Origin of the sequence: Exiguobacterium oxidotolerans JCM 12280 (assembly GCF_000702625.1) — a bacterium.
Taxonomy (GTDB): Bacteria; Bacillota; Bacilli; order Exiguobacteriales; family Exiguobacteriaceae; genus Exiguobacterium_A; species Exiguobacterium_A oxidotolerans.
Genome location: NZ_JNIS01000001.1, coordinates 996890 through 1009951 on the forward strand (window position 1 = coordinate 996890; position 13062 = coordinate 1009951).

14 protein-coding genes are annotated in these 13062 nt (G+C 46.6%); 5 read left to right on the top strand and 9 right to left on the bottom strand.

Going from position 1 to position 13062, the window contains the following annotated elements; genetic code table 11:
• Positions 1-139 precede the first annotated feature (139 nt).
• The 3 genes from P403_RS0105125 to P403_RS0105135 all read right to left on the bottom strand — a co-directional run bounded on the left by P403_RS0105125 (position 140) and on the right by P403_RS0105135 (position 2691).
• Positions 140-1078, bottom strand: a complete 939-nt coding sequence (locus P403_RS0105125) for an IS30 family transposase (RefSeq protein WP_029331487.1) — start codon at positions 1076-1078, stop codon at positions 140-142.
• 161 nt (positions 1079-1239) lie between these two features.
• Entirely contained in the window at positions 1240-1572 is a 333-nt protein-coding gene (locus P403_RS0105130) for an Asp23/Gls24 family envelope stress response protein (RefSeq protein WP_235195173.1), read from the bottom strand.
• A gap of 51 nt (positions 1573-1623) precedes the next feature.
• Positions 1624-2691, bottom strand: a complete 1068-nt coding sequence (locus P403_RS0105135; RefSeq protein WP_029331491.1) for an acyltransferase family protein — start codon at positions 2689-2691, stop codon at positions 1624-1626.
• Between the two features lie 43 nt (positions 2692-2734).
• Here P403_RS0105135 and P403_RS0105140 point away from each other — a divergent pair, with 43 nt between their 5' ends.
• Together P403_RS0105140 and P403_RS0105150 are read left to right on the top strand one after the other, a co-directional pair.
• Positions 2735-3475, top strand: a complete 741-nt coding sequence (locus tag P403_RS0105140; RefSeq protein ID WP_029331492.1) for an SGNH/GDSL hydrolase family protein — start codon at positions 2735-2737, stop codon at positions 3473-3475.
• 425 nt (positions 3476-3900) lie between these two features.
• Positions 3901-4368 (top strand): hypothetical protein, encoded by a 468-nt coding sequence (locus P403_RS0105150; RefSeq protein ID WP_029331493.1) that lies wholly within the window; start codon positions 3901-3903, stop codon positions 4366-4368.
• Between the two features lie 52 nt (positions 4369-4420).
• Here the strand turns inward: P403_RS0105150 and P403_RS0105155 are convergent, their stop codons facing one another.
• Positions 4421-5029 (bottom strand): alpha/beta hydrolase, encoded by a 609-nt coding sequence (locus P403_RS0105155; RefSeq protein ID WP_029331494.1) that lies wholly within the window; start codon positions 5027-5029, stop codon positions 4421-4423.
• 332 nt (positions 5030-5361) lie between these two features.
• On the opposite strand from P403_RS0105155, the gene P403_RS0105160 reads away from it, so the two are divergent.
• The 3 genes from P403_RS0105160 (at position 5362) to P403_RS0105170 (ending at position 7946) form a co-directional block, all read left to right on the top strand.
• Complete coding sequence (locus P403_RS0105160) at positions 5362-6255, top strand: ABC transporter ATP-binding protein (RefSeq protein WP_029331495.1); 894 nt, start codon at positions 5362-5364, stop codon at positions 6253-6255.
• Entirely contained in the window at positions 6245-7447 is a 1203-nt protein-coding gene (locus tag P403_RS0105165; protein ID WP_029331496.1) for an ABC transporter permease, read from the top strand. Before P403_RS0105160 ends, P403_RS0105165 begins: the two co-directional genes overlap by 11 nt.
• Positions 7448-7511: 64 nt before the next feature.
• A complete protein-coding gene (locus P403_RS0105170) occupies positions 7512-7946 on the top strand; it encodes a hypothetical protein (protein WP_029331497.1) in 435 nt (144 codons plus the stop codon).
• Between the two features lie 57 nt (positions 7947-8003).
• Here P403_RS0105170 and P403_RS0105175 read toward each other — a convergent pair whose 3' ends face one another.
• The 5 genes from P403_RS0105175 to P403_RS0105195 are packed head-to-tail and all read right to left on the bottom strand — an operon-like array spanning position 8004 to position 12988.
• A complete protein-coding gene (locus P403_RS0105175) occupies positions 8004-8633 on the bottom strand; it encodes a helix-turn-helix domain-containing protein (protein WP_029331500.1) in 630 nt (209 codons plus the stop codon).
• Positions 8634-8658: 25 nt separating this feature from the next.
• On the bottom strand, positions 8659-10536 hold the full coding sequence (locus tag P403_RS0105180) for an FtsX-like permease family protein (RefSeq protein WP_235195174.1): 1878 nt from the start codon (positions 10534-10536) through the stop codon (positions 8659-8661).
• A 19-nt stretch (positions 10537-10555) separates the two neighbouring features.
• Positions 10556-11320: an ABC transporter ATP-binding protein gene (locus tag P403_RS0105185; protein ID WP_029331502.1), complete on the bottom strand. Its 765-nt coding sequence runs from the start codon at positions 11318-11320 to the stop codon at positions 10556-10558.
• Complete coding sequence (locus P403_RS0105190; RefSeq protein WP_029331503.1) at positions 11313-12305, bottom strand: sensor histidine kinase; 993 nt, start codon at positions 12303-12305, stop codon at positions 11313-11315. The genes P403_RS0105185 and P403_RS0105190 overlap by 8 nt, the downstream gene beginning before the upstream one ends.
• Positions 12302-12988 (bottom strand): response regulator transcription factor, encoded by a 687-nt coding sequence (locus tag P403_RS0105195; protein ID WP_029331504.1) that lies wholly within the window; start codon positions 12986-12988, stop codon positions 12302-12304. Before P403_RS0105195 ends, P403_RS0105190 begins: the two co-directional genes overlap by 4 nt.
• Positions 12989-13062 lie beyond the last annotated feature (74 nt).

Consider the following 13062-nt stretch of genomic DNA (forward strand, 5'->3'; position numbering starts at 1 on the left):
AGTTCTTTACAACCTGAAATCATTAGAGGTTTTTTCTTGGGAAACTAATCAATAATCATGGTAAAAACATTCCACAACTTACTATTATAATGTTTTTTTTAGCTTTTATGAAAAGCTCGCCTAATTATATGATAGATTGTCAAATTAAGTGCAACACTTCTTCTGAGAAGACCTCATATGCAGTTCTCCAGTTAAGACATTTTCTTGGTCTACCATTTATCCAGGCGAGCGCTTGAGCGAGTTCAGAGCGACTAACCTTGCCAAAATCCGTCCCCTTCGGGAAAAATTCACGGAGAAGACCATTGGCGTTCTCGTTACTCCCACGTTGCCAAGAAGAATACGGATCAGCGAAGTACATCGGTAAGCCTAACGCTTCACGAATTCGTTCATGACAGCTAAACTCTTTTCCACGTTCTGTCGTCGCGGTCTTGAATGTTCCCAGTGGAAAATAGAGATGCAATGCTCGAATCGCAGACTCCATCGATGCAGCAGACCGGTCTTCCATTGGTACAGCGAGATAGAAACGACTTTTCCGCTCGACAAACGTCGCGACACAGGCCTTGGACTTCCCTCTGCCTGAGACGACGGTATCCAGCTCCCAGTGCCCGAACGTTTGGCGCCCTTTGACGTCGGATGGACGTTTACTGATCGACAGCCCGATGTTGAAGCGTCCACGCGTCTCACGTGGTTTCTGACGCTTTCCCTTTTGACGAAGGAGTCCAGAGTCGGCCTCGACGAGGCCCATATAGATCCAGCGATAAATTGTCTTGAACGATAGTCCTTCTTCCTGGAATGCACTTTCGGCAATCTGTTCGGGGGACCACGTCTTCCGTAACTTTTCGAGGATGAGGACTCCTTTTTCTAGCGTGAACTTCGTCCGTGCACCGCACTTCTTTTTTCGTTCCACATAACGTTGGTCAGCATCGATAGCGCTGTAGTGTGGGTTCCGTCTCAATTCTCGTGAAACCGTAGAAGGTTGACGCCCAAGGCGTCCCGCAATCTTTCGGACAGAGAAACCTAATTCGAGATACGTCTCTATTTTGACTCTTTCTGATGTGGTAAGATGAACATAGCTCATAACGAATCCTCCGTTGAATGTGGTGTGGTAGCTTTATCCTACACGAGGTCGTTATGGGTTTTTTGTGTTTTCAGTTAGGTGTTGCACTTAATATTACAATTCGTCATATAAAAAAATTGTTGATGAAAAATTCCCATCAACAATTTTCCATATAAACTGAGTTATCCTTTTAACAATCCGATGACGCGTACGTCGACTGCTTTCGGTGGGAATGCCAACATGTTTTCCATGTCTTGCACAATCCGTTCCTGCACTTTACCTGCTGTCTTGATGATCGACATACCATACTTGATATGAACAGCCAGGCTGACCGTAATCTCGCCTCCGACATCTTCGACCTTAACGAGCTTGACCATTTGTTTTTCTTGCAGCTTCGAATCATCTTGCGTAAATGCGATACCTTCTGTTTCCTTAACGGCAACTCCGGCGATGACCTCGATTACTTGCTGAGAAACGTTTACGACACCATCCGCGTTGTTTAAGTTATATGACATACCTTCCACGCCCTTCATCTATTAATCCATCTACTTTAAAGTGTATAGCATTTAACCTTTTTTTGAAAGGTCTTCCCGCTTCTCGACAATCGGACGGATGTCGATTTCAATCAATGGACGTAACATCCGAACAACCGCCGGGTGAACGATGATTCCGACGATTAAAATTGCAACGCCAAAAATGATTAATAGGGCGACCCAAGGTTCTGTTACAAATGCACCGGTTACATATTGTCGCCATGCCATGACGAAGAAGACATGCAGGAGATAAACATAGAGACTCAGCTCCCCTGCCCGGGTCACGAGTGGCAGCCTGCGCATCGGCACAAGCATCATGAACCCGAGTGACGCCGTGATCGATAAGAAATAGATGACGCTATGCTTCAGTACCCCGACCCAGGCATCACTATCATATTGTTCGACGTAAGGAAAACGATGTTTGAAGGCATTTGCAAAATCGACGACTTCTTGCGGTGTATCCCGCCAGGCTTGAAACAATAAAAAACCGACGACGGAAGTGAACGCGAGTCCGCCCAGCAACCGGACGTTCATCCGACGTTTGAAATTTTTCGGCATCTCGAAAATCCGGATGAATTGGTGTTCCGAGAGATAGTTCCCTAACAAGAAATACGGATAGAACATGATCAACTTCCGTAATGCCAGGAATCCTGTATTCTCAAGTTCGAAGCCGTATAACAGGGCGAACGCTAAACCGAACCAGACATACCCTCTCAAGTGCACGACGTATGGTGTGACGATGTACCAGACGACCATGACGAACAAATACCAAAGCGCCCAGTACGGACGCAACAAGTGCGTTCCGATATTTTGACCGGAAAATAAGGGTAACCCTTCCCCGAAGGTTGCCCACGACCCGATTAAAATTTGCCAGACACAATAGACGGCAAATAATTGAATCACCCGTAAGTACTTGTTTTCGCGAAAGAAGTAGCCACTCAAAATGATGAATAATGGCATGTGGAACGAATAAATAATTAAATAGACCGTCTCGAGCACTTTGCCATCATAGTCGAACCGAATATCAGTCAGCATATGACCAATGACAACGAAAATGACAAGAAATCCTTTAATATTGTCGAACCATGGATTTCGATTCATGTTACACTACCCCTTATACTCCTCTGAAAGGAACGATTGTTTTATGAAAAAAGCACTATTGATTCTCTCGGTTGTCATAAACATCGTTCTCCTTGCACTACTGTTCGGACGTAAACCCCTTGATTTAATCGAAGACGTCTTTCCTGCAATGAGTTCGAAACCTGTTACGACATTCCAATACACGAAAAATTCCAACTATGTCCGATTGAATAGTCTCTTCCATACTTATCAATACCCAAAATCTCCGAATGCTGTCATGTTAGGTGATTCGATGACACATTTTGGCGACTGGCGGATTTTGATGAATGATTCATCGATCGTTAATTTCGGGATCCCCGGTGATACGACGGAAGGATTTTTGACACGACTTGACTTAATTCTTGAGTTAGAACCAAAACAAGTTTTCGTGATGGGTGGTATCAATGACATCCGGCACTTCACACCCGTCTCTAAGATTACAGAGAACATGACGACAATCGTGACGACACTCCGAAAAAATAACATCGACGTCGTCATCCAGTCAACGGTCCCCGTCGCACCAAAATACTCCGACTCCGTCCGGGTCAACCGTGAAGTCGAAGCGTTGAACCGTAATTTAAAGCAGCTCGCAGAATCGGTCGATGCCGACTTCGTCGATTTACGTCCGGTCTTGACGAACGATCAAGGATACCTCCAAAATCGCCTGACGTATGATGGGTTGCACCTCGTCGGTGGCGGTTACTTGCGGTGGAGCGATGCCTTAAAACCGTATGCAGAAAAGATAGACGTCACAGAAAATAAATAAGTTAAATCCGGCCGATCCGAATGATGCGTTTGTCATTCGAATCGGCCTTTATTGTATTCCGAAATCTAAAAAGGACGATTCCGACAGCGGAATCGTCCTTTGAGCTTGTCAAGATTCGGTGAGGCTGATGCCTGACCAATTCTTAGTCTTCTTGATTTTTAACGCCCATGTACGCAGCAACGCTTGAAGCTGTGAACACAGCGATTGCGACGATACCAACTGCGATCCAAACGACTTGATCCACCATCTGTTTTCCTCCTTTAATGTAACCGCTCACTTTCTTTTTTTAGCGTACACGAAAATCGTCAAGAAAGAAACACATTTTCGATGTCTAATGACTGGACGTTTAGGGAAAAAGTAACTATAGTAGAGGGACAACTATAAATTGTCAGAAAATTCGATTATTTCACAAGGAGGTGATTCTGATGGCCACTCCACTCTTGAAACCGAAACTCATGATGCAACGACGAAGTACACTCAACTTTGGTTATTGGCTCGTCATCGGGCTCATTGGTTGGATGATGCTCAGCTTAGTCACAGGACTTCGTGATGTCCTGACAAGTCTTCCTTTGTATGAAACAATTCCACTGACACTTCTGATCGTTTTTGTTACTGGCGTTACTTTAAAAATGCTTCGCGATGAATGGTGGATTCGTTATCTCAATCGGCAAAAGCAATTCTATATCGGTCAAGAAACCGTCCTGACGTGGTGTTCGATCATCGACAGTATGTGGCTCGTCCGCAAACCGATGCGTCGAGAACTCCGGCACCTGTACAAACACATCACGCAGACGAAAATCTCTGAAGAGGCAAAAGAGACACTTGCAATGCAACTCGTTGAGCGAGGAATCTTGATTGTTTATTCTCGTCCAAAAAGTGACCATCCTGCTTAAGAAAAAAGCATTGAGAACTCAAGATTCTGCCCCTTGAGTTCTCGATGCTTTTTCATTGTGTCAATTGATTGTTTAACCAGGATGCCGCACTTTCAATCGTCGGCATGACGAGCTGATGGCCGTGGTTCGACCATGTCACGTCGACATGCGCTCCGGCACCTTCGAATAGTGCTTTTAGTTCTTCCGTCTCACTTGCGGCACAAATCGGATCATTTGCCCCCGCTCCGATGAAGACGTTGACGCCTTCACTATTTGGCAACGGGATGCCACGACGCGGTACCATCGGATGGAGCAAAATCGCTTGTGCAAACAAGGCTTCTTCGAACATCATGTTCGCTGCGATATTCGCGCCGTTCGAGTAACCGACGGGAATTAATTCCTGAACGGAAAATTGATACGTCTCACTTTTTTCCTTGATGAATGCCATCAATTCTTTTGTCCGTAAGGCTAAGTCGGCTTCGTCAAAGACGCCTTCTGCCAAGCGTTTAAAGAAACGCGGCATCCCATTTTCCGTGACCGCCCCACGAACGGAGAGATAGCCGGCATCTGGATGAAGCAATTGGACGAGCCCAATCAAATCTTGTTCTGTGCCACCTGTTCCGTGAAGGAGCAGGAAAATCGGTGCCCCTTGTTTTTTAGGTTGTTCATAAAGATGAATCATATAAGTCTCCCCTTATTGATAGTGATTGGTGTAACGCGTTGTGCGATTTGCGTCCGGTGTTCCTCGAATTGCTCAAGCAACTTCAATTCTTCACCAAGCGTTTCGAACGCTTCGCCGACGAAAAATCATGGATTGTCCATTGCGCTTTCATGACGACTCCCTATTTAATTTCTTTTACCCTTAACATAATAATAGTAACTTATTTACTAAAAGTAAATAAAGATGCTCATGTGATTTTCGTCCGAAATGGAACCTTTAACCATTTTTTTCGTAGGGATACAATGAACGGCAACATACTTACTTAATTCATCACGTTTTCAAAGGAGGTTCATATGCTAGAACTAAAGAACATCACTAAACAATTCGGCGAGTTCACGGCTGTCGACGAGCTTTCATTTCAAGTCCCGGAAGGTCAAATCTTTGGTTTACTTGGCGCAAACGGTGCTGGGAAGACGACGACGTTCCGGATGTTACTCGGTATCTTACAGCCGACGACAGGATCGATCACGTGGAAAGGAAAAGCCATTCCCCTGTCGAAAATCGGCTACTTACCAGAAGAACGGGGATTGTACCCAAAGATTCGGGTCGATGAACAGTTAATCTTTTTAGCCGAACTTCGTGGGATGCGGCGTAAAGACGCAAAAAAATCGTTGGTCGATTGGTTGGACTATTTCCAAATCCCTCAGTATGAAAAAATGCGGGTCGAGCAGCTGTCTAAAGGGAATCAGCAAAAAATCCAATTGATTTCTGCCGTTCTCCATAAGCCAGATCTGTTGATTCTCGATGAACCGTTTAGCGGACTTGATCCCGTCAATGTCGAACAGCTCAAAAAAGCGGTCCGGAAACTGACGGCTGACGGGACGACGATTGTCTTTTCAAGTCACCGGATGGACCACGTCGAAGAACTCTGTGAATACCTTGCGATCTTGGACCATGGAAAACCGGTCGTCGCTGGGTACTTACCGGATATCAAGGCGGGGTACGGCAAAACACGGGTTTTGTTGACAACCGATGCCCCTCCCTTGTTATGGGACGCCCTTCCCGGTATTTTACAAGTCGAGACGGAAGGGTCGGGACACATCATCCAAGTCGAGTCAAAAGAAGCGGCTGAACGGTTGCTGCGTCATTTAGTCACAGAAGGGTTCCATGTCGAACGATTCGTCTGGGATCAACTCTCCCTACAAGATATATTCATCGAGGAGGTCGGAAAACGTTATGAACCGTAAATTTTTCACCCTTTACCGTTTCAGTCTTCTCCAAAAATTACGAGCAAAAAGTTTTCTCATCTCGACCGTACTGATGATTGTCTTTCTCGTCGGTTTCAGTAATATCGAGCGAATCATCGATTGGTTCTCAGGGGATGATCCGAAAATCGCTGTCGTCAGTAAACTCGATACCGATATCCTCCCTGTCTTAAAGGAAATCGGCATTAAAAGCGATATGACTGAAAAAGACTACACGCTCAAACAGGCACGACAGGTCGTCGACAAAGGTACATATGACGCCGTCGCCTTATTGTCTGATGATCCATACCGGGTCACTCTGATCAGTGCCAGTCCGGAGCAGGAGTTGCAGACACAACTGTCGACGGCGCTCAAACAATTGCGGGATCAGAATATCATCACCGAGGCTGATGTCGACCCTGCCTTACTCGCTTCTCTCGCCGCGCCCATCGAGGTAAAACAAGAACTGACATCAACCGGTGGCAAAAGTGAGGATGAACTGTTTGCCGCCTCTGCTCTCGTCTACGTTTTACTCTTTTTGATGTACTTCACGATTGCAATTTATGGCGGAATGATCGTGACGGAAATCGCAAATGAAAAATCATCCCGTGTCATGGAACTCTTGATTTCAGCAGCTAGTCCGATTCAACATATGCTCGCTAAGATTACCTCGATTGCAACCGTCAGTCTGATTCAGCTGTCGTTACTCGTTGGTGTCGGTTACTATAGCGCACAAAGTAGCAGTTTATTTGATCAATTATCGCTCGATTCACTGAGTGCCAAAACAATCATTTACCTGTTCGTCTTTTTCTTACTGGGTTATCTGCTTTATGCGACGTTACTCGCAGCACTCGGTTCGCTCGTCAGTCGTGTCGAAGATGCGCAACAAGTGACGCTCCCCGTCATCATGTTGATCGTCGCAGCGTTCACCGTCTCCATCTTCAGTTTAAATGCTCCGACGAACCAAGCCGTTGTCGTTTTATCATTCGTTCCGTTTTTCACCCCGATGCTGATGTTCCTTCGGGTCATGTTAACGGAAGTACCCGTCTGGCAAGTAGCGGTATCCCTCATCCTGATGGGACTGAGCATCGCCCTTGCCCTGTTCGTCGGAACGAAGTTTTACCGAGGCGGCGTGCTGTTCTATGGATCGAACCCGCTCAAGCAACTGCGCCGAATTTTAGGTGGAAGACAGTAGTGGTTTACAAGATGAATCGTTTCCGCTATCGTTAAGTGAGAAAAACTTTAGGAGGAACTACGTTATGCGGTCTCGTTTTTGGGCAGCTATTTTATTCACTGCTGCCGCCATCGTCTCGTCCCTTGTCATGTTCACGAAATTTCCACAAGCAAGCGAGACGTGGAAGCTCGTCCTTGCCTATGGTGGTACGACGTTCGTCGTCAGTCTCTTTTACTGGTCGTTCGTCGCTGTACGCATGCAATCGTCGCGTTTGTTCGGGAGTTGGATGGGAATCTTCATCGCCGGTACGACCGTGCTTCTCGTCTGTGTCGCGCGCTTAGCAATCCGTGGAGATTTCATGATGATCTTCAAATGGCAAGCTATGCTCGGTAGCTTGACGCTCAACTTTGGATACGTCGGATGGGTTCTCGTCATCGCGAACGCAATCATCGGCTTCATCATCGGGCGGACACGTCAAAAAAGTCGAGTCTCTCATCACCAAGTTCCACGACGATCGTAAAACAAATGCCGCCACTTCTTCAGGAAGGGGCGGCATTTTTAATGAAACGACTTCGCATCACTTTCGATGATAGCGTATTCGTTCAATCTGATTACTATACTGGGTGTAACACGTCGTTCGCTCCGTCGTCTCTCCCTCAGTCAAACGATCTAAATACTCGTCGAGTTGAATCATCGAGGGTAGTTTATCCTCGAACATCTCAAACGTCCCCCGTGCTTCTTCTCGACGAAGCTCTCCGGCCTCCATGACCGACTCGACCAGCTCGTGAAAGATTCGCTGTTCCGTCGTACTCATCGTCTGTTCAATTCGCTTCACGTCATCATCATACATCAAGTCAAACATCCGCATCCGTTCTTCAAGTTGTTCTTCGATGACGGATTCATCCTGACCCAGTGTCTGCTCGTACGCTAAACGCATTTCCTCGAGCGGTGTGCTGTCCTGCATGACGAACTTCAACGATTCCCCTGTCCAAATATGCCGAGCCAAATAACTCGAATCAATTTGTAAAACTTCTGCTAATGACTCGATGTAGGCTTTCGTCGGGTAGACCTCACTTAATTCTGTTCGTCGAATGAAGTAAGGTGCGACACCTAGATTATCTGCTAACTGATCAATCGAGATTCCGGCGCGTTCCCGCAAAATCCGAATCCGGTCCCCGTACCCTCGATATGGTGAATGATCCAGCATATGCTCCCTCCTCGCTATGCTCTTATCATACCCTTGAATCGGGTATCGGATACATCGAACTTTCGCCTGATTTTTGAAGCAGGTGGCGTGGGTACCGAACCCAGAGCGGGAAGATGCTTCCGATATAACAAAACGTGACGATTCCAATCCACATCAAGGAGACTCCGAACAGGGGACCCATCTTAAGACCAACTTCAGAAATGATGGCTTGGAACAATAACCAGGCATGAAATACGGAAATCAAGTATGGAATCATCAAGACCGCTCCATATTTCACAAGTAAAAACGTTCTTACACTCCGACGATCAAAACCGAGGGCAAACAGCGTCTTCAATCGTTTTTGTTCTTGTTCAGCCGTCATCTGCATCCAGACATGGAGGAAACTCGCGTTGATGACGAAGAGCCAGACTGTCAGTAAAATGACGACGAATGAGACGAGACGGACGATCCGAATCCCATCGAGTTCATCTTCTGTTTCATTGATTAATTGATACGGTGCCGCTGCTTTGTTTGTCATCTTCGATTTCGACTGAATTTCTCGGACGATTGACATCCAGTCATCCCAAGCCCCTGTCCCGTAATCCCGATACGCTGGCGTTTCAAAGACACGAATCCGAGCGAACGGCTGTGCCAGTTCGTTGAAGCGCTGATCACTGATGACAAATAGCGTTTCGATACGATAGTTATAACCAAACAAGAGGCGGTGTTTAGCCGGGGCTACTAATCTGAATCCAGCTTGTTCCATCGCCTGTTGCGCTTTTCTCAGCGTCGGTGTCTCTTCTTTTAACTGAACGGGACGGGCTGGAATTTGAAGCGCCTCGCGATCGTTCAGCTCGCGTCGTTTCCGTCCCAGCTCGTTTAGTAATCGATTGTAATCGGATAGAGGCAACACGTAACGTGTCCCCTTCTTTTTCAAACGGACTTCCTGCTGATATTTGTCCGGGAACGTCTCTTCCATCGTCTCTTCAATCTTTTCCAATCGTTCAGACTGCTCTTTCGACTCTTCATAATAGACGAGTCCAAAATGATTTTGTGAAGATAAGTCTAACCCGACAACTTGAAAGATGAAGACGAGCCCGACTGCCGTTAGTGCACATGACGTCAAAATCGTCCCAAGGGCAACGAGGGTGCTATTCGTCCGGAGCTGTGTCGCAATTTCAGAAAGGATGAGTTTACGTAACGATAACGTCCGAGGACGATACAATTTCATCAACGTCGGTAACACATTACGGCAGATGAAAAAGGAACCGATAAAAATGACGAGTGGAAACAACAAAACAAATCCGGTTTGTTGGACGAACGCTAATATATAGCCGTACAACAACAGAAGAATCGCCAGGACGCGCAGCGACATGCGAAAGCGGCGTTTCCATGTTGAACGTGTCCGAATGGGGCGATCCGGACGGAATCGATAGATGGCGAGTACTGTCGCCGTTAAGAGAACAAGGAGCGCCCCGGCGATGAGTACTAAGAACGACAGTGCAGAGATCTCAATATCGAGTCGTGGTAAAAACATCACTTTTTCGATTGCTAGCAACATTAGTTTTGTCAAGACGACTCCAAGCAACAACCCCGCCGAAATCGCTAGTCCGCCGACAAGGAGAACCTCAATGAGGAAGTACTTTAAAAAGTGCGAAAATCCGCTCCCGAGCGTCCGCATGACGCGTAAATCATTTTTACGGTGTTCAAGCATCGTATACGTCGTCGCATAGATGAACAGGACACTGAAAAACAAAATAATCAGTTCCGCGATGAAGACGAAAAACATCGTTAATTCAATGACTTGATTCAATTGACTTAAGACTTTTGCGATATTTTGGAACGATACACTCGTCACCAGGTTCCAGTAGCTCGTCGAAATCGTCATCGCAATGATAATCGTCAATGCGTATCCGTAATACAAGCGTTGATAACGCTTAATGTTACGTAGGGCGTATTGTAGATAATTGATGTTCGTCCCCTCCTAATAACGACAGCGACTCGATGACGCGTTGAAAGAAGACACGACGGGGTTCATCCCGAAATAACTCGGTTTGAATGTTACCATCCTTTAAAAACAGGACGTGGTTACAATACGAGGCGACCGTTGGGTCATGGGTGACGATGACCATCGTCATCCCGGCTTCATTCAGTTCGGCAAGTAACCCCATCACGTGTTTCGTCGCTTGGAAATCGAGTGCACCGGTCGGCTCGTCAGCCAACATCAAACGCGGAGCATGGATTAAAGCACGCCCAATCGCAGCGCGTTGGCGTTGTCCACCGGATACTTCATCCACCTGTTTATCGAGTAGCTCATCGATTTGGAGCCGTTTTGCGAGATGCAGCATCTCCTCTCGCGCGAGCTTCGTCTTTTTCCCAGACAGCATCAACGGAACGAGCATGTTTTCACCAAGCGTCAACGAATCGAGTAGATTGAACTCTTGAAAAATGATTCCGAGTGTCTCACGCCGAAAGCGCGTCGTCTCTTTTCGTTTGAAGGTCGATGTATCAATGCCCTCCATCAAAATCGAACCCCAGCTCGGTTGATCGAGCGTCGCCAGTAAGTTGATCAGTGTCGACTTGCCACTTCCGGACGGACCCATCACGGCAACCATCTCGCCTTCCTCGACCCGAAAATTGAGATCCGTCAATGGCTGTTCCGTCACTTTTCCGGCATACACTTTCCCAAGCTGTTTGACTTCAATCATCTGTTCGTCCTCCTACCAGTTTCATGCGACACGTCGTCCCTTGCCCTTCCAAACTATCCAGTTCAATTTCATGCCCAAGCTTCGTACAGACTTGCCAGACGAAATAAAGTCCCATACCGGTCGACTCTCCGTAACGCCGTCCATTTTCACCCGTGAAGAAGGCGTTGAAGACACGCGGCAAGTCGCGCTTCGGAATGCCGACTCCGTCATCAATCAATGTCAGCACGACTTGTCCGTCGCGTTCCTTCGCCCGAATCAGGACTTCTTTACCATGTCCCGTCGTGTATTTGACAGCATTCGTCAACAGTTGAAGCAACAAAAAGCGGAACCATTTAGCATCTGTATACACATATAAGGAGGGTTCGATTTCAAGCTTCGGATAGACTTTATTTTTGACAAACAGTCGTTTTTCTTGATTGATGATGTCCGTGACGAGGACACGGAGATTAAGTTGCGCCGCCTTCAAATCCGTCTCGATTGCTTCGAGGCGTGACGAATACAACATTTGATCCAGACCTGTCCGTAGTCGTTCGACTTCGTGCCGCAAATCTGTCCGGTAATCTTCACCCGGATGTTCAAGAATCAGTTCGATGACCGAGAGCGGCGTCTTCATTTGATGAATCCATTGATCGACGTACCGGTGCCGTTCTTTTTCTTTGCGCCGTTCGGCAAACAAACTGTTTCGAAAAATCGTTTGTTGCCGTTCTAAAAATTGTTCGACTGCTGCAGCGATTGGTTCCTCACTGCCAGGGCGAATCGGTTCTGCAACCGAGGTAATCGGATTTTGTAATCGTTTAAGCAATGGCAACATACTAAAAAAGCGATAGCTTAAATAAATGATGAGCGCGATTGTATCAAGTAAGATGATATAGAAAAACGCCGCAGGTTGATAAAGGTCGTATAACCATAAGACGAGAAATAAGCCGACCAGTTGAACGATGAAAAACAGCAGTCCTGGAATCGTATAACGAAAAAACAGTTTCATTTTTCAAGCACCAGGCGATACCCGACTCCCCGGACTGTCTCAAGCCCTGACACGCCGATTTCTGTCAAACGTTTACGAACACGCGTGATATTGACGTTCAATGTATTTTCATCGACGAAGGCTTCATCATCCCAAATTCGTTCGAGCAGGTCTCCCCGGCTGACAATCCGTGGGCTAGCCGTCAGTAACATTTCCAAAATCAAACCCTCTTTTTTCGATAGTTCAATCGATTGATCACCATGTTCGACGATATACCGATCTAAATACAACGTGATGCCCGCCTTCACGACGGTCCGTTCATCATTCTCACTTGATAACGTCCCGTACGCCCGCCGAATCTGACTTTTGATTTTCGCGATGACAACGGCTCCTTGGAACGGTTTGACGATGTAGTCATCCGCCCCATATTCAAGTGCCATGACTTGATCCATTTCTCCGACTCGCGCCGAAATGAACAAAATCGGAGCACGTGTTTTTAAGCGAAGCTGCCGGCACCAATAAAAGCCGTCGAACTTCGGAAGATTCACATCAAGCAAGATGACATCCGGCTTCGTCTCTTCAAAACGTGCCGCGACATCCCCAAATCCATCTTCGTGAATGACACGGAAATCATAACGTTCGAGCAACTCTTGAAGTAACTCCGCGATTTTTTGATCATCTTCCACTAATAAAATTGTTTCCATCGAATGATTCATCTCCTTCGTTATCTATCATACCGAACAAAAAAAGGACTGGAAACGATTATTCGTTTCCAGCC

Coding starts and splice junctions, on each gene's coding strand:
- P403_RS0105140 (WP_029331492.1), top strand. CDS start 2,735: ATGAAAAAAGCACTATTGATTCTCTCGGTTGTCATAAACATCGTTCTC.
- P403_RS0105130 (WP_235195173.1), bottom strand. CDS start 1,572: ATGTCATATAACTTAAACAACGCGGATGGTGTCGTAAACGTTTCTCAG.
- P403_RS0105135 (WP_029331491.1), bottom strand. CDS start 2,691: ATGAATCGAAATCCATGGTTCGACAATATTAAAGGATTTCTTGTCATT.
- P403_RS0105150 (WP_029331493.1), top strand. CDS start 3,901: ATGGCCACTCCACTCTTGAAACCGAAACTCATGATGCAACGACGAAGT.
- P403_RS0105175 (WP_029331500.1), bottom strand. CDS start 8,633: ATGCTGGATCATTCACCATATCGAGGGTACGGGGACCGGATTCGGATT.
- P403_RS0105165 (WP_029331496.1), top strand. CDS start 6,245: ATGAACCGTAAATTTTTCACCCTTTACCGTTTCAGTCTTCTCCAAAAA.
- P403_RS0105195 (WP_029331504.1), bottom strand. CDS start 12,988: ATGGAAACAATTTTATTAGTGGAAGATGATCAAAAAATCGCGGAGTTA.
- P403_RS0105125 (WP_029331487.1), bottom strand. CDS start 1,078: ATGAGCTATGTTCATCTTACCACATCAGAAAGAGTCAAAATAGAGACG.
- P403_RS0105155 (WP_029331494.1), bottom strand. CDS start 5,029: ATGATTCATCTTTATGAACAACCTAAAAAACAAGGGGCACCGATTTTC.
- P403_RS0105190 (WP_029331503.1), bottom strand. CDS start 12,305: ATGAAACTGTTTTTTCGTTATACGATTCCAGGACTGCTGTTTTTCATC.
- P403_RS0105185 (WP_029331502.1), bottom strand. CDS start 11,320: ATGATTGAAGTCAAACAGCTTGGGAAAGTGTATGCCGGAAAAGTGACG.
- P403_RS0105160 (WP_029331495.1), top strand. CDS start 5,362: ATGCTAGAACTAAAGAACATCACTAAACAATTCGGCGAGTTCACGGCT.
- P403_RS0105170 (WP_029331497.1), top strand. CDS start 7,512: ATGCGGTCTCGTTTTTGGGCAGCTATTTTATTCACTGCTGCCGCCATC.